The organism is Streptomyces sp. CA-146814, from assembly GCF_050942385.1.
GTDB lineage: Bacteria > Actinomycetota > Actinomycetes > Streptomycetales > Streptomycetaceae > Streptomyces.
The window spans coordinates 1,177,991-1,198,119 of sequence record NZ_CP192068.1 but is presented as its reverse complement, the minus strand read 5'-3'; the positions used below and the strand labels follow the sequence as shown (position 1 = coordinate 1,198,119).

General features: G+C 72.9%; 22 protein-coding genes. 17 read left to right on the top strand and 5 right to left on the bottom strand.

The genetic code is table 11. The features are described 5' to 3' along the window. Nucleotides 1-45 precede the first annotated feature (45 nt). The 5 genes from pnuC to ACQP09_RS05265 are packed head-to-tail and all read left to right on the top strand — an operon-like array spanning nt 46 to nt 4,344. Entirely contained in the window at nt 46-702 is a 657-nt protein-coding gene (gene pnuC / locus ACQP09_RS05285) for a nicotinamide riboside transporter PnuC (RefSeq protein WP_433396368.1), read from the top strand. Continuing rightward, nucleotides 699-1,778 (top strand): AAA family ATPase, encoded by a 1,080-nt coding sequence (locus tag ACQP09_RS05280; RefSeq protein WP_433396366.1) that lies wholly within the window; start codon nt 699-701, stop codon nt 1,776-1,778. Before pnuC ends, ACQP09_RS05280 begins: the two co-directional genes overlap by 4 nt. Further along, on the top strand, nt 1,775-2,539 hold the full coding sequence (locus tag ACQP09_RS05275; RefSeq protein ID WP_433396364.1) for an NUDIX hydrolase: 765 nt from the start codon (nt 1,775-1,777) through the stop codon (nt 2,537-2,539). The genes ACQP09_RS05280 and ACQP09_RS05275 overlap by 4 nt, the downstream gene beginning before the upstream one ends. Further along, nucleotides 2,536-3,561, top strand: a complete 1,026-nt coding sequence (locus tag ACQP09_RS05270) for an ADP-ribosylglycohydrolase family protein (RefSeq protein WP_433396362.1) — start codon at nt 2,536-2,538, stop codon at nt 3,559-3,561. Before ACQP09_RS05275 ends, ACQP09_RS05270 begins: the two co-directional genes overlap by 4 nt. A 3-nt stretch (nt 3,562-3,564) precedes the next feature. Beyond that, nucleotides 3,565-4,344, top strand: a complete 780-nt coding sequence (locus tag ACQP09_RS05265; protein ID WP_433396361.1) for a nucleotidyltransferase domain-containing protein — start codon at nt 3,565-3,567, stop codon at nt 4,342-4,344. A 20-nt stretch (nt 4,345-4,364) separates the two neighbouring features. Here ACQP09_RS05265 and ACQP09_RS05260 read toward each other — a convergent pair whose 3' ends face one another. Together ACQP09_RS05260 and ACQP09_RS05255 are read right to left on the bottom strand one after the other, a co-directional pair. Further along, a complete protein-coding gene (locus ACQP09_RS05260) occupies nt 4,365-5,051 on the bottom strand; it encodes a nucleotidyltransferase domain-containing protein (protein WP_433396359.1) in 687 nt (228 codons plus the stop codon). 74 nt (nt 5,052-5,125) lie between these two features. Further along, nucleotides 5,126-5,587, bottom strand: coding sequence for a Rieske (2Fe-2S) protein (locus ACQP09_RS05255; RefSeq protein WP_433396357.1), 462 nt, complete (start codon nt 5,585-5,587; stop codon nt 5,126-5,128). Between the two features lie 147 nt (nt 5,588-5,734). Here ACQP09_RS05255 and ACQP09_RS05250 point away from each other — a divergent pair, with 147 nt between their 5' ends. From ACQP09_RS05250 to der, 7 genes are all read left to right on the top strand, one after another. Further along, nucleotides 5,735-6,097 carry a DUF1304 domain-containing protein gene (locus ACQP09_RS05250; RefSeq protein ID WP_433396355.1) on the top strand — a complete coding sequence of 121 codons (363 nt, stop codon included), beginning with the start codon at nt 5,735-5,737 and terminating at the stop codon, nt 6,095-6,097. Between the two features lie 12 nt (nt 6,098-6,109). Next, the gene (locus tag ACQP09_RS05245) at nt 6,110-6,712 is read left to right on the top strand and encodes a TetR/AcrR family transcriptional regulator (protein WP_433396353.1); all 603 of its coding nucleotides are present in this window, start codon (nt 6,110-6,112) and stop codon (nt 6,710-6,712) included. A 68-nt stretch (nt 6,713-6,780) separates the two neighbouring features. Next, nucleotides 6,781-7,143: a chorismate mutase gene (gene aroH, locus ACQP09_RS05240; protein WP_380955724.1), complete on the top strand. Its 363-nt coding sequence runs from the start codon at nt 6,781-6,783 to the stop codon at nt 7,141-7,143. Continuing rightward, entirely contained in the window at nt 7,140-8,225 is a 1,086-nt protein-coding gene (locus tag ACQP09_RS05235) for a prephenate dehydrogenase (RefSeq protein ID WP_432152686.1), read from the top strand. The genes aroH and ACQP09_RS05235 overlap by 4 nt, the downstream gene beginning before the upstream one ends. 149 nt (nt 8,226-8,374) lie before the next feature. Continuing rightward, nucleotides 8,375-9,070, top strand: a complete 696-nt coding sequence (gene cmk / locus ACQP09_RS05230) for a (d)CMP kinase (protein ID WP_433396351.1) — start codon at nt 8,375-8,377, stop codon at nt 9,068-9,070. Continuing rightward, a complete protein-coding gene (locus tag ACQP09_RS05225) occupies nt 9,067-9,723 on the top strand; it encodes a lysophospholipid acyltransferase family protein (RefSeq protein WP_015607656.1) in 657 nt (218 codons plus the stop codon). The genes cmk and ACQP09_RS05225 overlap by 4 nt, the downstream gene beginning before the upstream one ends. 78 nt (nt 9,724-9,801) lie before the next feature. Then, nucleotides 9,802-11,271, top strand: a complete 1,470-nt coding sequence (gene der, locus ACQP09_RS05220; protein WP_432152683.1) for a ribosome biogenesis GTPase Der — start codon at nt 9,802-9,804, stop codon at nt 11,269-11,271. Between the two features lie 54 nt (nt 11,272-11,325). On the opposite strand, the gene ACQP09_RS05215 is transcribed toward der, so the two are convergent. Beyond that, complete coding sequence (locus ACQP09_RS05215) at nt 11,326-11,652, bottom strand: hypothetical protein (RefSeq protein ID WP_433396348.1); 327 nt, start codon at nt 11,650-11,652, stop codon at nt 11,326-11,328. 137 nt (nt 11,653-11,789) lie between these two features. Then, nucleotides 11,790-12,572 (bottom strand): hypothetical protein, encoded by a 783-nt coding sequence (locus ACQP09_RS05210; RefSeq protein ID WP_404068440.1) that lies wholly within the window; start codon nt 12,570-12,572, stop codon nt 11,790-11,792. A gap of 521 nt (nt 12,573-13,093) precedes the next feature. Between ACQP09_RS05210 and ACQP09_RS05205 the strand changes: the two genes are divergently transcribed. From ACQP09_RS05205 to ACQP09_RS05190, 4 genes are all read left to right on the top strand, one after another. Next, on the top strand, nt 13,094-14,377 hold the full coding sequence (locus tag ACQP09_RS05205; RefSeq protein WP_433396346.1) for a glycosyltransferase family 4 protein: 1,284 nt from the start codon (nt 13,094-13,096) through the stop codon (nt 14,375-14,377). Next, nucleotides 14,374-15,186 carry a transferase gene (locus tag ACQP09_RS05200; protein WP_433396345.1) on the top strand — a complete coding sequence of 271 codons (813 nt, stop codon included), beginning with the start codon at nt 14,374-14,376 and terminating at the stop codon, nt 15,184-15,186. The genes ACQP09_RS05205 and ACQP09_RS05200 overlap by 4 nt, the downstream gene beginning before the upstream one ends. A gap of 121 nt (nt 15,187-15,307) precedes the next feature. Further along, on the top strand, nt 15,308-16,303 hold the full coding sequence (locus tag ACQP09_RS05195) for a helix-turn-helix transcriptional regulator (protein WP_433396343.1): 996 nt from the start codon (nt 15,308-15,310) through the stop codon (nt 16,301-16,303). A 317-nt stretch (nt 16,304-16,620) separates the two neighbouring features. After that, a complete protein-coding gene (locus ACQP09_RS05190) occupies nt 16,621-16,836 on the top strand; it encodes an I78 family peptidase inhibitor (RefSeq protein WP_356754620.1) in 216 nt (71 codons plus the stop codon). A 75-nt stretch (nt 16,837-16,911) separates the two neighbouring features. Here the strand turns inward: ACQP09_RS05190 and ACQP09_RS05185 are convergent, their stop codons facing one another. Further along, the gene (locus ACQP09_RS05185) at nt 16,912-17,916 is read right to left on the bottom strand and encodes a phosphatase PAP2 family protein (protein ID WP_433396341.1); all 1,005 of its coding nucleotides are present in this window, start codon (nt 17,914-17,916) and stop codon (nt 16,912-16,914) included. Nucleotides 17,917-18,369: 453 nt separating this feature from the next. On the opposite strand from ACQP09_RS05185, the gene ACQP09_RS05180 reads away from it, so the two are divergent. Beyond that, the gene (locus tag ACQP09_RS05180; RefSeq protein WP_433396339.1) at nt 18,370-20,100 is read left to right on the top strand and encodes an MFS transporter; all 1,731 of its coding nucleotides are present in this window, start codon (nt 18,370-18,372) and stop codon (nt 20,098-20,100) included. Nucleotides 20,101-20,129 lie beyond the last annotated feature (29 nt).

Below are 20,129 nucleotides of genomic sequence, written 5' to 3'. Positions count from 1 at the left end.
CCACCCTTTATAGTCAGAGTGACCATTAAAGAAGGAGGCGGGCCCGTGAGCCTCGCGGACATACTCGATCCCCTGCAGCAGCCCCTGGTGACCGTCCTGGACACCCCGGTCAGCTGGACCGAGGTGCTGGGATTCGGCAGCGGGGCGCTCTGCGTCTGGCTCGTGGCCCGCCAGCACATCGCCAACTGGCCGATCGGCATCGCCAACAACGTCTTCTTCATCCTGCTGTTCGCGCAGGCCGGCCTGTACGCCGACGCCGGCCTCCAGATCGTCTTCATCACCCTCGCCGCGTACGGCTGGTGGACCTGGACCCACGGGGGTGGACCAGGCTCCTCCGTCCTTCCGGTGCGCAGGACGACCCGCACCGAATGGGTCTGGCTGCTCGCGGCGGGGGTGGTGGGGACCGCCGGGATCACGCTGCTGCTGGCCAGGGCCACCGACTCCACCGTCCCGTTCTGGGACGCCCTGACGACCTCGCTGTCCCTGATGGCGACGTACGGGCAGTGCCGGAAGCGGCTGGAGTCCTGGTGGCTCTGGATCGCGGCGGACCTGGTCTACATCCCGCTCTACGCGCACAAGGGGCTGTATCTGACCTCGCTGCTGTACGCCGGGTTCCTCGTGCTCTGCATCGTCGGCCTGCGCAACTGGCACCGCGACCTGACGGCCCGTAACTCCCGCACCCTGGAAGTGGCCACGGCATGAAGACGTACGAACACGGCCTGGTCCTCGGCAAGTTCTACCCGCCGCACGCCGGCCACCACCACCTCGTCCGGACCGCCCAGGACCACTGCGAACGGCTGACCGTGCTGGTCTGCGCCGCCTCCGTGGAGTCGGTTCCGCTCGCGGACCGGGTGGCCTGGATGCGCGAAGTCCACCCGGACGTCACGGTGGTGGGCACGGTGGACGACACGCACATGGACGTGCACGACCCGGCGGTCTGGGACGCGCACATGGCCGTCTTCACCGCCGCCGTGCCGGAGCGGGTGGACGCGGTCTTCACCTCGGAGGCATACGGGGAGGAGCTCGGCCGCCGCTTCGGCGCCGCGTCCGTGCTCGTCGACCCCGACCGCACGCTCTTCCCGGTCTCCGGCACCGCCGTGCGCAAGGACCCGATCGGCTGCTGGGACTTCCTCCGCGCGCCGGTCCGGGCCGCCCTCGCCCGCCGGGTCGTCGTCCTCGGCGCCGAGTCCACCGGCACCACCACGCTCGCGCGGGCCCTCACCGCCCACTATCGGGCCCGTGGCGGGGTCTGGGCGCGGACGGTGTGCGTCGCGGAGTACGGGCGCGAGTACAGCGAGCACAAGCTCGCCGCCCTGCGCGAGCGGTGGCCCGGAGCCGCCTGGGAGGACGTCACCTTCACCACCGGCGACTTCCCCGTCATCGCGCGGGTCCAGAACGAGCGCGAGGAGGCCGCCGCCCGCACCGGCTCACCGATCCTCTTCTGCGACACGGACTCCTTCGCCACCACCGTCTGGCACGAGCGGTACGTCGGCGGCCGCAACCCGCTCGTCGAGGAGATCGCGGACCGGGCAGGCCACCACCTCTGGCTGCTCACCGACCACGAGGGCGTCGCCTTCGAGGACGACGGGCTGCGCGACGGCGAGGAGCTGCGACCCTGGATGACCGACCGCTTCCGCGCCGAACTCACGCGCACCGGACGCCGGTTCATCGAGATCACCGGCCCACCCGAGGCCCGTCTCGCGCAGGCCGTCGCCGCCGTGGACGAACTCCTCGCCACCGGCTGGGACTTCGCCGCCCCGCTCCCGGAGAAGCGATGAGCACCGGCGTACCGGAGGGGTACGACCCGCACGCCTTCCCGCCGTTCGCGGTCACCGTCGACCTCGCGGTCTTCACCGTCCGGGACGCGGCGCTCCACGTGCTGCTGGTGGAGCGCGGGCAGGACCCGTTCCGGGGGCGCTGGGCGCTGCCCGGCGGCTTCGTCCTGCCCCGCGAGTCCGCCGACGAGGCCGCCCGCCGCGAGCTGGCCGAGGAGACCGGCCTCGGCCCGGACGCCGTCGGCACCCTCCACCTGGAGCAGCTGCGCACCTACACCGACCCGGACCGCGACCCGAGGATGCGGGTCGTCTCCGTCGCGTACGCCGCACTCCTGCCGGACCTGCCCGAACCGCGCGGCGGCGGCGACGCGGCGAGCGCCCGGTGGTGGGACGCGGGGGTCACCGGACCGCTCGCCTTCGACCACGACCGGATCCTCACCGACGCCCGCGACCGGATCGGCGCCAAGCTCGAATACACCTGCCTGGCCACCGAGTTCTGCCCCGCCGAGTTCACCCTCGGCGAGCTGCAGCAGGTCTACGAGACGGTGTGGGGCGTCGCGCTGGACCGCCCCAACTTCCGCCGCAAGGTCCTGAGCGCGCCCGGCTTCGTCGTACCGGTCGACGGCCCGCCGCGCCGCACCGGCGGCCGGGGCAAACCGGCCGCGCTGTACCGGGCGGGCGGAACCACGACCCTGCACCCGCCGCTGCTGCGCCCGCCGCCCACCGAACCACCCAACTCACGCCCGGAAGGACGAACGCCATGACCATCGCCACCCGAAGACTGACCAAGCAGGCGGCCACCGGCTCGCTGACCGGGCTCGCGCTCGGTGACGCGCTGGGCTTCCCGACCGAGTTCAACGACGTGCCCGCGATCCTCGCCAAGTGCGGCCCCTGGCGGGGGATGGAGCTGCCGACCCCCGCGTTCGTCACCGACGACACCCAGATGACGATCGCGCTGGGCCGTGGCATCCGCACCGCGATGGACAGCGGGCTGCTCACGCCGGAGCGCCTGGTGGACCCGGTACGGCGGGAGTTCATCGCCTGGTACCACTCGCCGGAGAACGACCGGGCGCCCGGCAACACCTGCCTCACCGCCTGCCGCCTGCTCGAATCCACCAGGGTCTGGCAGGAGGCGAGCCAGACGCACTCCAAGGGGTGCGGCGCCAACATGCGGGTCGCGCCCATCGGCCTCGTCCCCGGCCTCAGCGACGAACAGCGCGCCGGCGCCGCCCAGCTCCAGGCCGCCCTCACCCACGGCCACCCCACCGCCCTGGCCGCCTCCGACCTGACCGCCCGCGCGGTCCACCTCCTGGCCCGAGGCGCCGAACCGCTCGGCCTGGTCGGCCAGTTGCGCAGCTACGCGTACGAGAACACCGGCCGCTACCACACCCGCTGGCTCGGCGACCTGTGGCGGTACGCCGGTGACACCTCGCCCGAGGCCTTCATCAGCCGCGGCTGGGACGAGTGCCAGAGCGCCCTGGCCGCCCTGCAGGAGGCCCTGCGCGACCCGTCACCGGAGACCGACCCGTGCGAGCGCACCGGCGACGGCTGGATCGCCGAGGAGGCCCTCGCCACCGCCCTGCACTGCTTCCTGCTCTTCCCCGAGGACCCGCTCACCGCCCTGCGCCGGGCCGCCTGCACCCGGGGCGACTCCGACTCGATCGCCTGCCTGGCGGGCGCCTTCGCCGGAGCCCACCTGGGCGCGGGGGCCTGGCCCCAGGAGTGGTCGGAGCGCATCGAGTACCGGAGCGACCTGCTCTCCCTGGCGGCGCTCTGGGACGCTTGAGCCATGAGCACCCCACCCCTCACCCTGGCGCGGGCCGGTCTGCCGGTCGCCGACCTGCGCCCGGACCTCGCCCACGCCCCGGGCCCGCTGGTCTTCGCCACGGTCTCCGGCGCCCACCTCTACGGCTTCCCCTCCCGCGACTCGGACGTGGACCTGCGGGGGGTCCACGTCCTGCCCGCCGAGGACCTGGTGGGGCTGCGTGAGCCGGAGGAGACCCGGACCCGGATGTGGGAGCGGGACGGGATCGAGATGGACCTCGTCACCCACGACCTGCGGAAGTTCGTCCGCCTGATGCTCCGGCCGAACGGCTACGTCCTGGAGCAGCTGCTCTCCCCGCTGGTGGTGCACACGAGCGGCCTCCACACCGAACTGGCCGCCCTCGTCCCCGGCGTACTGACCCGCAACCACGCCCACCACTACCGGGGTTTCGCCGGCACGCAGTGGAGGCTGTACGCGAGGACCGGCGAGCTGAAACCGCTGCTCTACACCTTCCGGGCGCTGCTCACCGGCATCCACCTCATGCGCAGCGGGGAGCTCCAGGCCCATCTGCCGACGCTGCTCGACGAGGTCGACGCTCCCGCCTACCTGCCCGGCCTGATCGCGGCCAAGGCGGAGGCCGAACACGCGGCGGCGACGGGCGCGGACGCGGAGGCGGTGGTCCGGGACATCGAGGAGCTGCACCGCGCCCTGGACGAGGCGCAGGAGCGCTCCCGGCTGCCGGAGACCACGACGGCCTTCGACGACCTGCACGACCTGGTCGTACGGACGAGGCTCGCGCCCTGACACACGTCTAGGGCCTGTCGTCAAACTGCCGCCCGCCGGACCCGTACCAGGAAGTCCTCCACCGCCGCCCGGTCCGGCTCGGGGGGCAGTGGTGAGGCCGTGGCCGCCTCGTCGTTCTCCTCGGCCAGGCGGTTCATCCGGCGCTCCACCTCCGGCCAGGCCACCTCGCCGCGCTTCACCGCCAGCAGCTCATCGCGCGCCGCGCCGACGTCGATGTGCAGCTCGCCGGTGCGCAGCAGCTCGCGGCTGCTCGCCAGCAGCCGCAGCAGGTGCATCGCGTGCTTCCAGCGCGGCTCGCCGTACTGCCGTACGTCGGCCTCCAGCTTCTTCCGCTGGCCCAGCGCGTAACGGACGAACGTGGCGTGGGCCAGGCGGGAGAGGAAGGCGCCGCGCAGCTCCAGCAGTTCGCGGCCGGTGGCGTCGACGTACTCCACCAGCGGTGAGTGCAGGCACTCCAGCACGTTCGGGTTGGCCCGCAGCGCCAGCTCGCAGAAGCGCTCCAGCTCCCAGGAGAACTGCTCGGGAGCCGGGCCCTCGATGTGCGTCGGCGGCTTGGTGAGGCGCCAGAACAACGGCGTGGGGGCCACGAACACGCCTCGCCGGTCGGTGTCGCTCCCCTCCGTCGCCAGACCGAACGCGCGGGAACCCATCACACACGCGTAGACCGTGTGGTCGCGTACGAGAGCCTTGTCGGCGGGAGTGATCATGGCCGAGAGGGTACGGGGGCGGCGGACCGGACCGCCCCCGGAATTCCGGCCGCCGCTCCTGGGAAGCCCCGTGCTCAGCCCAGCCGGATCTCTCCGCCCTCGACGGTGATCTGCTCGGCCGGCAGCGGGCGGGTCGCCGGCCCGGCCTCGACCGCCGCGTCCGTGATGGAGAACTTGGAGCCGTGGCACGGGCAGTTGATGGTGCCGTCGCTGACCGTCGAGACGAGGCACTGGGCGTGTGTGCAGACGGCGGAGAAGGCCTTGAACTCGCCCTCCTCCGGCTGCGTCACCACCACCTTCTGCTCCTTGAAGATCGTGCCGCCGCCGACCGGGATGTCACTCGTCGCGGCGAGCTGCTGACCGCCGCCGCCGGGGGAGGCCCCGGGCGACGCGGCGTCCGACGCCGTACCCGTCGGCGTACCGCTCGCGTCCCCTCCGCCGCTCTCGTCGCCGGACGATCCGCAGCCGGTCACCAGGGCTGCGGCACCCGCCGCGCCCGCGGTCAGGACCGTCCTTCGCCGTGCGTTCGCGTTCATGGGCATGGGCTCTCCAGTTGTCGGGCGTGGGGGGCGATCTCTGGTGGCCATGGTGGTGCGGGGGAGCGCGCAGGTGAAGCAACAGGGCGGATCCGATCTACTTCCTGTACAGTCGTCCAGGAAATCGCCACCGGGAGGCCGACCGTCATGCACATCACTGCTCAGATCCTGGTCGCGCTCGTCGCGCTGATCCACGCCTACTTCCTCGTCCTGGAGATGTTCCTCTGGGACACCGACCGCGGCCGCAAGGCCTTCGGCACGACTCCCGCCTCCTCCCGCGCGAGCGCCACCCTCGCCGCCAACCAGGGCCTCTACAACGGATTCATGGCCGCCGGCCTGGTCTGGGGCCTCATCGCCGCCGACCCGGTCGCCTTCCAGGCGCAGGTCTTCTTCCTGAGCTGCCTGATCGTCGCCGGGGTCTACGGGGCCGCCACCGTGAGCCGGAAGATCCTGTACGTCCAGGCCGTCCCGTCCGCGCTGGCCCTCGGCGCCGTCCTGCTCGCGGGCTGAGATCCTGGGCCGATGAGCCCCGCAGTCACCGACGGCAGCGCCGACCCCCGTACCGCACGCACCCGGGCCAAGCTCCGTACCGCGCTGCTCGCCGCCTGCGAGCACCGGCCACTCGAACAGGTCAGCGTCGCGCAGGTGGTCCGCGGGGCCGGGGTCGGGCGCGCCACCTTCTACCTCCACTACGACGACCTGCACGCCCTCGCGGTGGACGCCTGCGCCGAAGTCGTCACCGAGGCGGTCGACGCCCTGCACGCCTGGGACGGGGCGCCGCCGGGACCGGACGCGCCGCCGGCCCCGCTCGCCGCCCTCCTCGCGTCCGTCCACACCCGGGCCCCCGTCTACCGCAGCCTCCTGCGCGAAGGCGGCGGCGGGCCGCTCGGCGAGCTGCTCCACCGGGAGCTGCGGCAGCGCAGCCTCGACGAGCTGACCGCCCGCCGCCCGGCGGAGACCGGACACGACCTCACCGCGAGCGCCGTCGCCGGGTTCTTCACCGGCGTGCTCGCCGACTGGGTCCACGGACGCACCACCGCGACGCCCGAACACCTCGCCGGCCGGATCTGGCACATGCTCCTCGCGGTCCACGCCACCGCCCGTCTCAACCGGAGAGCGCGGTGAACCGGTCCGGCGCCGCCCCTCTAGGGTGATCAGGAGCAGCGCGGAAGTGAACGAGCGAGGAGTACGACGTGGCGGTACGAGCGGTCCGAGGCGCCGTCCAGCTGGATCGGGACGAGGCCGGGCACATGGACGAGCGGGTCGGTGAGCTGCTCACGGCCGTCCTGGAACGCAACGAGCTGGTCGCCGACGACCTGATCAGCATCTGGTTCACTGCCACCCCGGACCTGCACAGCGACTTCCCGGCCGCCGCCGCACGCGGCCTCGGGATCGTCGACGTCCCCCTGATCTGCGCCCAGGAGCTGGACATCGAAGGCGCCATGCCCCGCGTCGTCCGCCTCCTCGCCCACGTCGAGACCTACCTCTCGCGCGCCGAGATCAGCCACGTCTACCTCGGCGCCACCGCCGCCCTGCGCAAGGACATCGCCCAGTGAGAACCGCCCTCGTCATCGGAACCGGGCTCGTCGGCACCTCCGCCGCCCTCGCGCTCTCCGCCCGCTCCGTCCACGTCCACCTCGTCGACCACGACCCCGAGTCGGCCCGCACCGCCGCCGCGCTCGGCGCCGGTACGGACGGGCCGCCGGCCGGCCCGGTCGACCTCGCGGTCATCGCCGTACCGCCCGCCCACACCGCCACCGTCCTGGCCACCGCCATGCGGGACGGCGTGGCCCGGGGCTACCTGGACGTGGCCAGCGTCAAGGGCGGCCCGCGCCGCGAGCTGGAGGCGCTGGGCCTCGACCTCACCCCGTACATCGGTACGCACCCGATGGCGGGCAAGGAGCGCTCGGGTCCGCTCGCCGCCACCGCCGACCTCTTCGAGGGCCGCCCCTGGGTCCTCACGCCGACCCGCGACACCGACACCGAGGTCCTCAACCTCGCGCTGGAGCTGGTCGCGCTCTGCCGGGCCGTCCCGGTGGTGATGGACGCCGACGCCCACGACCGGGCCGTCGCGCTCGTCTCGCACACCCCGCAGCTGATCTCCTCCATGGTCGCCGCGCGCCTGGAGGAGGCTGACGAGAGCGCCGTACGCCTCTGCGGCCAGGGCATCCGCGACGTGACCCGGATCGCCGCCTCCGACCCGCGGATGTGGGTGGAGATCCTCTCCGCCAACCCCGGGCCGGTCGCCGACGTGCTGGCCGGGGTCGCGTCGGACCTGGAGGAGACGGTACGGGCGCTGCGCGGGCTGCACTCCGCCGACGAGGAGAAGCGGCGGGCGGGCACCGACGCCATCGAGGACGTCCTGCGCCGCGGCAACGCCGGCCGCGTCCGGGTCCCCGGCAAGCACGGCGCCGCCCCCGCCGCGTACGAGACCGTGGCCGTCCTCATCGGGGACAAGCCGGGCGAGCTGGCCGCGATCTTCGCCGACGCGGGCCGGGCCGGGGTCAACATCGAGGACGTCCGCATCGAGCACGCCACCGGGCAGCAGGCGGGCCTGGTCCAGATCATGGTCGAACCGAGCGCGGCCCCGGTGCTGAGCGCCGCCCTCACCGAGCGCGGCTGGTCGATCCGGAGCTGAGGCCGGTATCCGGGGCTCAAGCCGGTGGCGGAGGCGCCGGCGGTGTGCGGCGCCTCCGCCGTACGGGGTACAAGGGCGGGTCCGGCACTCGGTAACCTGGTACGAGGCCGTCCCCTGGCCCGTCCGTCCCCACCCCGTGTACCAGGAAGGTGTCCACCACCGTGGAAACCGCAAGCTCCGCCGTGATCGTCGCCATCGACGGGCCCTCCGGCACCGGCAAGTCGAGCACCTCCAAGGCCGTCGCGGCCGAGCTCGGCCTGAGCTACCTGGACACCGGCGCGCAGTACCGGGCCATCACCTGGTGGATGCTGAACAACGGCATCGACGTGACCAACGCCGCCGAGATCGCCACCGCCGCCGCCAAGCCCGTCATCGTCTCCGGCACCGACCCGGCCGCCCCGACGATCACCGTCGACGGCGAGGACGCCTCGGGCCCGATCCGCACCCAAGAGGTCACCTCCAAGGTCTCCGCCGTCAGCGCGGTCCCCGAGGTGCGCACGATCATCACCGAGCTCCAGCGCACCATCGCCGCGGGCGCCGTCGGCGGCATCGTCGTCGAGGGCCGCGACATCGGCACCACCGTGCTGCCCGACGCCGACCTGAAGATCTTCCTCACCGCCTCCCCGGAGGCCCGCGCCGCCCGCCGCAGCGGTGAGGTCAAGGGCTCCGACCTGGCCGCCACCCGCGAGGCCCTGATCAAGCGGGACGCCGCCGACTCCGGCCGGAAGACCTCGCCGCTGGCCAAGGCGGACGACGCCGTCGAGGTGGACACCACCGAACTGACCCTCCAGCAGGTCATCGAGTGCGTCGTCACCCTCGTCGAGGAGAAGCGGGCCGCCGCGTGAGCGACGCCACGGGGGCGCCGACGCTGCGCGGAGCGGCGGTCGGGCGGAGGATCGGGATCGGCCTGATGTACGGGCTGTGGAAGCCGCGCGTGCTCGGCGCGTGGCGCGTGCCCGCCGCCGGACCCGTCATACTCGCGGTGAACCACTCCCACAACATCGACGGACCGATGCTGATGGGCACCGCACCCCGGCCGGTGCACTTCCTGATCAAGAAGGAGGCGTTCGTCGGCCCCCTCGACCCGTTCCTGCACGGGATCGGCCAGATCGAGGTGGACCGTACGACCGTCGACCGCACCGCCATCGGCCACGCGCTGGGCGTCCTCGCGGACGGCGGAGCGCTCGGGATCTTCCCGGAGGGCACCCGGGGCGAGGGAGACTTCGCCTCGCTGCGGGCCGGACTCGCGTACTTCGCGGTACGCGGCGGGGCGCCGATCGTCCCCGTCGCCGTCCTGGGAAGTACGGAGCGCCGCGGACGGTTGATACGAGGGCTGCCCCCGCTGCGCAGCCGCGTCGACGTCGTCTTCGGTGACGCGTTCGACGCGAGCGCCGGCGACGGGCGGCGTACGCGCAAGGCGCTGGACGAGGCGACCCTGCGGATCCAGGCGAAGCTCACCGCCCACCTGGAGAGCGCCAAGCGCCTCACCGGGCGATAGGCGAGACTTGACCTGACTTGAGTAGTGGACCGCGCTGACCGTGGTCCATCGATGATGATGCAAAGAGGAACGGACTTCATGAACGACCAGATTCACTCCGGCGGCTCGGACCACGAGCACGGAGAACTTGGCGATGCCGAGTACGCGGAGTTCATGGAGCTCGCCGCGCAGGAGGGCTTCGACCCCGAAGAGGTCGAGGGCGCTCTCGGCGAGGCCGGTCACGGCCCGCTCCCCGTGCTCGCCGTCGTCGGCCGCCCCAATGTCGGCAAGTCGACCCTGGTGAACCGCATCATCGGCCGCCGTGAGGCCGTCGTGCAGGACAAGCCCGGCGTCACCCGCGACCGCGTCAGCTACGAGGCGGAGTGGGCGGGCCGCCGGTTCAAGGTCGTCGACACCGGCGGCTGGGAGCAGGACGTGCTGGGCCTGGATGCCTCCGTCGCCGCCCAGGCGGAGTACGCCATCGAGACGGCCGACGCGGTCGTCTTCGTGGTCGACTCCACCGTCGGCGCCACCGACACCGACGAGGCCGTCGTCAAGCTGCTGCGCCGGGCGAAGAAGCCCGTCGTGCTCTGCGCCAACAAGGTCGACGGCCAGAGCGGCGAGGCCGACGCCACCGCCCTTTGGTCGCTCGGCCTCGGCGAGCCCTACCCGGTCTCCTCGCTGCACGGCCGCGGCACCGGCGACATGCTGGACGCGGTCCTGGAGGCCCTCCCGGACGCCCCGGCCCAGAAGTTCGGCACGGCGCTCGGCGGACCCCGCCGCATCGCGCTGATCGGCCGCCCGAACGTCGGCAAGTCCTCCCTGCTGAACAAGGTCGCGGGCGAGGACCGGGTCGTCGTCAACGAGCTGGCCGGCACCACCCGCGACCCGGTCGACGAGCTGATCAACCTCGGCGGCATCACCTGGAAGTTCATCGACACGGCCGGTATCCGCCGCCGCGTCCACCTCCAGGAGGGCGCGGACTACTACGCCTCGCTCCGTACGGCGGCCGCCGTGGAGAAGGCTGAGGTCGCCGTCGTCCTGATCGACTCCAGCGAGTCCATCAGCGTCCAGGACCAGCGGATCATCACCATGGCCGTGGAGGCCGGGCGCGCCATCGTCGTCGCCTTCAACAAGTGGGACACGCTCGACGAGGAGCGCCGCTACTACCTGGAGCGCGAGATCGAGACGGAGCTCGCGCAGATCTCCTGGGCCCCGCGCGTCAACGTCTCGGCCGTCACCGGCCGGCACATGGAGAAGCTGGTCCCGGCGATCGAGACCGCGATCGAGGGCTGGGAGACCCGCGTCCCCACCGGCCGGCTCAACGCCTTCCTCGGTGAGATCGTCGCCTCGCACCCGCACCCGATCCGCGGTGGCAAGCAGCCGCGCATCCTCTTCGGCACCCAGGCGGGCACCAAGCCGCCGCGGTTCGTGCTCTTCGCCTCCGGCTTCCTGGAGCACGGCTACCGCCGCTTCGTCGAGCGCCGCCTGCGCGAGGAGTTCGGCTTCGAGGGCACCCCGATCCACATCTCGGTCCGGGTCCGCGAGAAGCGCGGCCGCAACAAGTAGGACGCACAGCGGAGCCCCGGCACAGTCCGTGCCGGGGCTCTCGCATACCCGCTCTCAGGACTCCCGGGAGCCCGGAGGCAGCGCCGCGGGCCGGGGCCGTCCGGCGTGCCGGCCCACCCGCTGCCAGGAGCCGAGGGTGCCGGTGTGCTGGTTCTGGACGCTGCCGGTCCCGGTGTGGCGGCTCTGACCGGCCGGGGACGCGTGGCCGCCCAGCGGGGTCCGGGAGGCGAAGAGTCCGGCGCTGAAGGCCGGGAAGCGGAGGTTCTCCTCACCGCTCCGGTCACCCGGCAACGCCCGGAACGAGCGGCGGTACTCGGAGTACAGCGCGTCGTAGATCGGGGTGGCGGAGGTGCCCGCCGATGGATCCTGCGAGGGGCGCATGGCAGGAATCTGGCTCTGGTGCTGGCGGGATGGGTCGTATGAGTGCACGTAGGTGCCAACGACCTCACCGCCCGTCGGATGCGGCCCCGCCGGAGAAATCGCTGTTCGGCGGGGCTGCCCGGCCGGGGCGGACATGATCAGGTCCCGGCCAGCGGCATGGAGGCGGCGACCAGGACCCCGTTGACCGCGGCCTTCTCCAGGGCGTCCCGGAGCAGGTCCTCGCGCGGCTGCTGGCCGATGGTGCCGGCCGGCGCGGCGAAGACCAGGACCGTCTGCGACTTGTTGACCGCGGCCCGCCAGCCGTCGGTCACCTGGAGCGGCTGGTGGGCCTGCCACCAGGCGACCGGGTTTCCGCCGCCGGAGCCCGGCTGCAGCACCGCGTGCAGCTGGCCCACGGCGAGCAGCACCGACCAGCCGGGCAGCGGCGCCGGGAGCAGGTGCAGGTCGGGGGCCGGGTGGAAGCCCTGCTCCAGCAGCAGCTGGAGGAACTGGTCGCCTCCGCTGCCGTCGGTGCCGGGCCGGGCGACCGGTCCGGTCGGTTCGACGACCAGGGCCGGTCGGACATCGTCCTCGATGAGAACGAGACCGCTGGTGATGCCGAGGACGGCCTGTTCGGGCATGCGCCCCTCCGTGTTCTTCTGCTCGCTGCCGGTGATGCTGCGCACCGCGCCCTGGAGCTGGTCCTCGGCGACCTTGACGACCTGCGAGGGGATGCACGTCGCGTGGGCGAACGCGAGCACGGCGGTCTCGTCCCCGATGAACAGCACGGTGCTGGTGCGTTCCTGGTCGGAGTCGCCGGGGGTGCGGCAGGAGGTGCAGTCGTAGCTGCCGGGTGTGTCGTCGCCGACGAGCAGCCGGTCGGCTTCGTCGTCGCCGATCTCGGCGCGTACGTCCTGGCTGACGTCGAGCATGCGCGGCACGGGTGGCTCCTCGAACTCGGTGCGTGGGCCGGGGGGTTCCCGGCTCATGAAGAGACAACGCGGGATCCGTGGCCGGGGTCACGCACCGGTGGGGACCGAAGTGGAGACGGAGTCGACAGATCGCCCTGTCGATGAGTCGACCGCCGTGCCGCAGGAGCCGGTGGGGCGGGCGGCGGATACTCTCCGGAAGTTTTTTCCCGGACGCAGGCAACCTCCTCGCATTTCCTCACGTCAAGCACGGAGGAAAGCGTCGCCGGAACGGGTGGCGAGCAGGCGGCCGGGCGGCGGACCGGTCGCCCGAGAAGCATGCTCCGGCAGCCGGACGACGGCCGGGAACCGGACGCAAGCCTTCCGGGAACGCGCTGGTCAGACGGGGTTCCGGCGGTGTGGCGGAGCCACCCTGCTCGGGCGGCGCATTCCGCTCCGGAATCCAGCCGGATTCCGGAGGCATTCCGGGTGGCGAACCACCGGGACGTACAGTCGCAACAGACTGGCCAGACCAGGGGGAAACGGCGAGCGCCATGCATATTTCATTTCTTCTGCACAATGCGTACGGCATCGGAGGGACGATCCGTTCGACCTTCACGCTCGCCCGCACCCTCGCCGAGCAGCACGACGTGGAGATCGTCTCCGTCTTCCGGCACCGCGAGGCGCCCGCGTTCGGCGCGCTCGACGGTGTGACCCTGCGCCACCTCGTCGATACGCGGAAGAAGAGCCCGACGTACGACGGTGACGACGCCGAACACGCCCGGCCCGCCACGGTGTTCCCGCGCGGCGACAGCCGGCACAGGCAGTACAGCAGGCTCACCGACGCCCGGATCGCCGCCCATCTCCAGTCACTTGAGGCCGATGTCGTCGTCGGCACCCGTCCCGGGCTGAACGTGCACATCAGCCGGCAGACCCGCCGCGGCCCGGTGCGCGTCGGGCAGGAGCACCTCACGCTCGACAACCACGGCTACCGGCTGCGGCGCGAGATCGCCCACCGCTACACGCTGCTCGACGCCCTCACCACCGTCACCCGCGCCGACGCCGCGGACTACCGCCGCCGGATGAAGCTGCCGGGCCTGCGGATCGAGGCCATCCCCAACGCCGTTCCCGAGCCCGCCTGTCCGCCCGCCGGCGGCGACCTCAAGTGGGTCGTCGCGGCCGGCCGGCTGCACCGGATCAAACGGTACGACCTGCTGGTACGGGCCTTCGCCCAGGTCGCCGCGGTCCGCCCGGACTGGCGGCTGCGGATCTACGGCGGTGCGGACGCCTCCGGCGACGAACGGGCCACGCTCCGCGCGCTCATCGACCAACTGGACCTGCACAACCATGTGTTCCTGATGGGCTCGGTCAACCCCATGGAGGCCGAGTGGCCCAAGGGGTCGATCGCCGCCGTCGCCTCGGACCGCGAGTCCTTCGGCATGACCATCGTCGAGGCGATGCGCGGCGGACTGCCCGTCGTGGCCACCGACTGCCCGCACGGACCGGCCGAGATCATCGAGGACGGCGTCGACGGCCGTCTCGTGCCGGTCGGCGACACCGGCGCGATCACCGCCGCGCTGCTCCAGCTGATCGAGGACGACGACCTGCGCCACCGGATGGGCGGCGCCGCGCTCGCCGCCTCGGAGCGCTTCGCGCCGGAGCGGATCGCGGAGCGCCACGAGCGCCTCTACACCGAACTCCTCGCCCAAGGCGCCCGCGCCCGGGGCCACGGCCCGCTGCGCACCGCGCTCCACCGCACCCGGGGCACCGTGCTCGACGGCGCGTACGCCCTCCGCTACAAGGCCGCCGACGTGCTCCGCAAGGGGAAGGCAGCATGACCACCACCGCCACCGTCCGCGCCGACTGCGCCGCCGATCCGGCCGGAGCGCTCACCTTCGACCTGGCCCCCACCGCCGCGCCCGGCCCCGAGGCCGTACTGCTCCTGCGGTACCGCGGAGCGGCGGGCACCACGGTCCGGCTCCCGCTGAGCAGCACCGCGCCCGGCCGGCTGCGCGCGGTGCTGCCGACGACCACCGCACTGCCCGAGGGACGCTGGGACGCGTACGTCGAGGAGCCCGGCTCCGACCGCACGCTGACCGTCGTCCCGGGGCTGCGGGACCTGCGCACCCTCGTCGACCGCACCCCCGACTCCGGCACCGCCGCCATCAGCTCCCGGGTCCCGTACCCCACCGTCGACGGCCGCCTCGCACTGCGCAGCTGGCACCGCGCCCCGCACGCCGAGGCCGGCACGCTCCGCGTCGGCCCGTCCGGCATGAGCGCCGAGGGCGTGCTGTACGGGGTCGGGGCGGGCGAGGGGGCCGTGGTGGAGGCCCGGCTGCCGGGGGAGCCGACGCGGGTCCACCGGGTGCCGCTCACCGCAGCCGGAGAGGCGGGCGGCTTCGCCTTCACCCTGCCGTACGCGCCGCTCGCCACCGAGCCCGTCACCGAGGTGCGGCTCTGGCGGCTGTGGCTGATCCCGTCGGCCGGTGCGAAAGCGGTCAGGATCTCGCGGATCCTCGACGACATCTGGTCCCGCGACAAGACCCACGTCTACCCGGGCCGTCCGGTGGCCGACGGCGTCCTCGCCACACCGTGCTACACCGCGGCGAACGATCTCTGCGTCCGTCTGGACCCCGCGCCCGCCTGAGCGGCCCGCGGACAGTCTCCGCCCCTGCCCCCTGAGCGGCTTGCGGACGGCCTCCGCCCCAGCCCTCCCCATAGCGGCTTGCGGACAAGTCCTGTCCGCAAGCCCTGGCAGACTCGTCCCCATGTTGGAGACCTCGGCACGACTCCTGCGTCTGCTCTCCCTGCTCCAGGCCCACCGGGACTGGTCCGGCGCCGACCTCGCCGAACGGCTCGGCGTCACCCCGCGCACCGTGCGCCGGGACGTCGACAAGCTGCGCGAGCTCGGTTATCCGGTGAACGCCAGCCCCGGCACCGGCGGCGGCTACCAGCTCGGGGCCGGTGCCGAGCTGCCGCCGCTCCTGCTGGACGACGAGGAGGCCGTCGCGGTCGCCGTGGGGCTGCGCACGGCGGCCGGTCACGGCATCGAGGGCATCGGCGAGACCTCCGTACGCGCTCTCGCCAAGCTGGAGCAGGTGCTGCCGAGCCGGCTGCGGCGCCGGGTGAGCGCGCTCGGCGCCTTCACCGTGCCGATGCTGCGCGGGGCGGAGAGCGACACCGTGGATCCGGCGCTCCTCACCGAGCTGGCCGCCGCCTGCCGGGACAGCGAGCGGCTCCGCTTCTCCTACCGCTCCCACGGCGGCTCGGACTCCCGCCGGACCGTGGAGCCGCACCGGCTCGTCTGCACCGAGCACCGCTGGTACCTGGTCGCCTGGGACCTTGACCGGGCGGACTGGCGTACCTTCCGGGTGGACCGGATCACCCCGACCCCGCCGCACGGCCCCCGTTTCACCCCCCGGCCGCCGCCCGCCGACGACCTGGCCGCCTATGTCTCCCAGGGCGTCTCGGTCTCCGCCTACGCGGCGCGGGCGGTGGTCCTGCTCAAGGCTCCGGTGGCGGAGGCCGCCCGGCGCATCTCGCCCTCCGCCGGGGTGCTGGAGCCCGTCGACGCGGAGACCTGCCGGCTGACGGCGGGCGCGCCCGACCTGGACGTCCTGGTGATCCACGTCCTGCTCATGGGGATCGACTTCGAGGTGGTCGAGCCGCCCGAGCTCACCGAGGTGATGGTCCGGGCCCGGGACCGGCTCGACCGGGCGCTCTCCGGACCGCGACCGGACTGCCGCCCGGTGGCGGAATCGTGAGGAAATGTAGGACAGGTATAAGGGAGCATGAAATTCAGGTGTCGCGGCCATTCGGGTGACGAGCTCCGAGAAGGGTAAAAGCGGCAAGTCACCCCAGGTGTTTACGGAGCCTGGGGACAGGCCTCGCCGCGCGGCCGTCGGAGGTGTGCGGCCATTTCGCCCCACCGCTTCCGGACGGGCCGTTCGGGTGAATAGGGCGGGATATACGGGTGTGGGGATTCTGTGACACAAGCGTGACCGCGACGGCATGTGGGGATGCGTGGGGCGGTCCGCGGCCCCGCCTTCCGTCCGCGCCCCCGGCCGCCTACGGTGAGGGTATGGCCTCTGAACCGACCCCCCCCGCACAGCCGGACGACGCCCCCGACTCGTACGTCGGCCTCGGTGCCGACGCCGCCGAACAGCAGGCGAGAAGCCGTGGCTGGGACACCGTCCGGGCGGTCCCGCCGGGCACGTTCCTGACGATGGAGTTCCGCTCCGGACGCATCAACTTCCAGGTCGAGGACGCCACGGTGACCCGCTGCTGGGTGGGCTGACACCCTGCCCCTGGATACGGCGAGGGCCCCGACCGGGTGGTCGGGGCCCTCGCCGTATCCGCGGATGTCGTCGTCCTAGCCGCCCGTCAACGGGCCGGCCGGAGCCGGGCTCGTGGCGGCCCGGGGGCTGTGCTCCGGGTGGGCCGGCGGGCGGCGGGTGCCCGCAGGAGCCGACTGAGGCCGCTCCGGGCAGACCGAGGGCGCATGGCGCGCCCGGGCGCCGGTGGCCAGGTGCGCGGTGGCGGCGCTCCCGCCGGCCGTGAGGGCCGCGCCCTCGGCGGCGATCGACTGGGGGAGCAGCACCGGCTGCGGGACGATCTCGGGGGCCCGCACCTGGCGGACCGCCCGGCGCCCTGCGCGCCACTGCTCGCGCACAGTGAAGACCCAGCTCTCCGCCCGGGCGATCAGCGGCTCGAACCAGGGCAGCGCCAGCAGGATCAGCAGACCCGCCGCCCAGCCCAGCACCACATCGCTGAGCCAGTGCGTGCCGATGTAGACGGTGGTGAGGCCGACGCCCAGCGAGACCGTGGCGGAGACCGCCGACAGATAGCGCCTGGCGCGGGGCGTAGTGGCCAGATAGGCGAGGATTCCCCAGGTCACGACGGCGTTGGCGGTGTGGCCCGAAGGAAATATATCGCCGCCGGCGAACATCTCGGCCGAGCCGATCTGCGTCGCGTAGTGCGGGCCGAGCCGTCCGAGGCCCAGCTTGACCGCGCCCACCGTCACGTTGAGCAGCAGCAGCGAGGTGCCGAGGACCAGCAGCGGCCGCAGCGTGTGCTGCCGCCAGGAACGCCAGCCCAGCCAGCAGGCCACCATCACCGCCGTCGGGCCGCGCTGGCCGAGCACGACGTAGTAGTCGAGGAAGGCGTGCAGTTCGGGCCACTGCTGGTAGGGCCGGAACAGCATGACCTTCCAGTCCAGGGCCACCAGCCAGGACGTCACGAGCACGGCGAAGACGATGGCGAGATAGAACGCCAACGTCCCGCCGAAGAGGGCGGCACGGTGACGGCTCATCCGCGGTGCCACTATCTTCGGCGGTTCCGGCTCCCGGTCCAGGCGGGCAAAGATGTCGGTACGCACCCAATCGACGTTACAGCGAGTGAGTGTGTGTGCAGGCCAATCCGGCCGCTTTGTGATGACGATGTGATGTGGACTTCGTCTCAGATCGATGACTTTTTCCGGGCCGGGAGAAGAATCCCGGTGATCTTGTGTCCCTTTTCCCCGGGGTTCTGTTCGGAAGCGTGTTTGATCTTCCGGGTAATTTCGTGCACGGGAATCCGGAGGAATTGATCCGGCCGTTCGGGGGAGGCGCACACCGCTCCGGCCGGCCGCCGTGAGGGCCCACGGGCGGGGCCTCCGTGGCGTACGACACACTGTGCGGCGGACCGGTGTATGAGGTGGGCCACGTCTCACCAGGCCGAACTCGCGTACGCTGACGGCGCACTCGCCCGTCGATGCCGGGCCCCGGGAGACGCGACACAAGAGGTCCCCGCCGGCCCACCGAGCGCGAGGGACTCATCGGGAGGTACGGAGATGTCCGGGACGACCACGGCCGGAGCCAGGCTGCGCCGAGCCGCCGACGGCTCCAACCGCTGGGTCGTCCTCGTCGTCCTCTGTCTCAGCCTGCTGGTGGTCGCGCTCGACGCGACCGTGCTCCATGTCGCGGTCCCCTCGGTCACCGAGGACCTGCGCCCGAGCGCCACCGGACTCCTCTGGATCGTCGACGCCTACCCCCTCGTCTGCGCCTCGCTGCTCATCCTCTTCGGCACGCTGGGTGACCGGATCGGCCGACGGCGGGTACTGCTCCTCGGCTACGCGCTCTTCGGCGCCGCCTCGCTGCTCGCCGCGACCGCCGACACCCCGGCCGTCCTCATCGCGGCCCGCGCCCTGCTCGGCGTCGGCGGCGCGATGATCATGCCTGCCACCCTGTCGATCCTGCGCCAGGTCTTCCCGGACCGGCGGGAGCGGGCGCTCGCCATCGGGGTGTGGACCGCGGTCGCCGCGGTCGGCGCCGCCACCGGACCGGTCGTCGGCGGCTTCCTGGTCGAGCACTTCTGGTGGGGCTCGGTCTTCCTGATCAACATCCCGCTGATGGCGGTCATCCTGCCGCTCGGCCGCTGGCTGCTGCCGGAGTCGCGCGGCGCCGACGACGGCCCGTGGGACGTGCTGGGCGCGCTGACCGCCGCGGCCGGAGTGCTCGGGGTCGTCCTCGGCGTCAAGCGGCTCGGCGGCGGCGCGGGCCTGCTGGACCCGGTCGCGCTGGGGCCGCTGGCGCTCGGACTGGCGCTCCTGATCCTCTTCGTACGCCGTCAGCGGCGCCGTACGCACCCGCTCATCGACATCGCCATGTTCGCCCGCCCGGCCTTCTCCACCGCCGTCGGCTGCATCGTGCTCGCCATGCTGGCCCTGGTCGGCCTCCAGCTGATCGCCGTCCAGTACCTCCAGCTGGTGCTGGGCCTCAGCCCGCTGGAGACCGGGCTGCGGCTGCTCCCGCTGACCTTCGCCGCGATGGCCGCCGGCGCCACCGGTTCGTACACCCTGCGCCGCGTCGGCCCGCGCAGGATGGTCGGCTGGGGCTTCGTGCTGACGGCCTCCTCCGTGCTGCTGCTCACCTCGATGGGCCACCACGACCGGCCCGCCCTGCTGACCTGCGCCTTCGTGCTGCTCGGCTTCGGACTCCAGACGACGCTCTTCGGGGCGTACGAGTCGATGCTCAGCGACGCGCCGGCCGAGCGGGCGGGCGGGGCGGCGGCGATAGGGGAGACCTCCTACCAGCTCGGCGCGGGCCTCGGCATCGCGCTCCTCGGCAGCGTCATGAACGCCGCCTACGCCCCGGGTCTCGCCACCCTGCCCGACCAGGGCGTACCCGCCCGCGCGGGCGCGGAGGCCTCGCACTCGCTGGGTGAGGCGTACCAGGTGGCCGCACAGCTCGGCGGCCCGACCGGAGAGCTGCTGCGCTCGACGGCCCGGCACGCCTTCGTCGGCGGGCTGCACGTCACGCTCTTCGTCAGCGCGGGCCTGCTGCTGCTCGGCGCGCTCGCCGCGCTGCGGCTGCCGAGGGCCATGGACTGCCCGCCGAAGGACACCTGCCTCCTGGCCGGCCGCCCGGCCGCCGAGCCCGGAACCCCCGAAGGCACGGCCTCCGCGCCGGAGCCCCACGCCGCCGTCCCGGCCCCCGCTCGGGAGCGCAAGGCCGCCCGCCTGCCGCTTCCCGCGCGGCGCGAACCGGCCGAGGCCACCGGCTCTGGACGAGCGGCACGCTGAGCCGTAACGTCTCCACGACGTTTCGACTA

Excerpts from the sequence above, each read along its gene's own strand:
- ACQP09_RS05205 (WP_433396346.1), top strand. The coding sequence starts at position 13,094 with ATGCATATTTCATTTCTTCTGCACAATGCGTACGGCATCGGAGGGACG.
- ACQP09_RS05275 (WP_433396364.1), top strand. The coding sequence starts at position 1,775 with ATGAGCACCGGCGTACCGGAGGGGTACGACCCGCACGCCTTCCCGCCG.
- ACQP09_RS05250 (WP_433396355.1), top strand. The coding sequence starts at position 5,735 with ATGCACATCACTGCTCAGATCCTGGTCGCGCTCGTCGCGCTGATCCAC.
- ACQP09_RS05190 (WP_356754620.1), top strand. The coding sequence starts at position 16,621 with ATGGCCTCTGAACCGACCCCCCCCGCACAGCCGGACGACGCCCCCGAC.
- ACQP09_RS05245 (WP_433396353.1), top strand. The coding sequence starts at position 6,110 with ATGAGCCCCGCAGTCACCGACGGCAGCGCCGACCCCCGTACCGCACGC.
- ACQP09_RS05180 (WP_433396339.1), top strand. The coding sequence starts at position 18,370 with ATGTCCGGGACGACCACGGCCGGAGCCAGGCTGCGCCGAGCCGCCGAC.
- ACQP09_RS05270 (WP_433396362.1), top strand. The coding sequence starts at position 2,536 with ATGACCATCGCCACCCGAAGACTGACCAAGCAGGCGGCCACCGGCTCG.
- ACQP09_RS05260 (WP_433396359.1), bottom strand. The coding sequence starts at position 5,051 with ATGATCACTCCCGCCGACAAGGCTCTCGTACGCGACCACACGGTCTAC.
- ACQP09_RS05200 (WP_433396345.1), top strand. The coding sequence starts at position 14,374 with ATGACCACCACCGCCACCGTCCGCGCCGACTGCGCCGCCGATCCGGCC.
- ACQP09_RS05265 (WP_433396361.1), top strand. The coding sequence starts at position 3,565 with ATGAGCACCCCACCCCTCACCCTGGCGCGGGCCGGTCTGCCGGTCGCC.
- ACQP09_RS05215 (WP_433396348.1), bottom strand. The coding sequence starts at position 11,652 with ATGCGCCCCTCGCAGGATCCATCGGCGGGCACCTCCGCCACCCCGATC.
- ACQP09_RS05195 (WP_433396343.1), top strand. The coding sequence starts at position 15,308 with ATGTTGGAGACCTCGGCACGACTCCTGCGTCTGCTCTCCCTGCTCCAG.
- der (WP_432152683.1), top strand. The coding sequence starts at position 9,802 with ATGAACGACCAGATTCACTCCGGCGGCTCGGACCACGAGCACGGAGAA.
- ACQP09_RS05280 (WP_433396366.1), top strand. The coding sequence starts at position 699 with ATGAAGACGTACGAACACGGCCTGGTCCTCGGCAAGTTCTACCCGCCG.
- ACQP09_RS05255 (WP_433396357.1), bottom strand. The coding sequence starts at position 5,587 with ATGAACGCGAACGCACGGCGAAGGACGGTCCTGACCGCGGGCGCGGCG.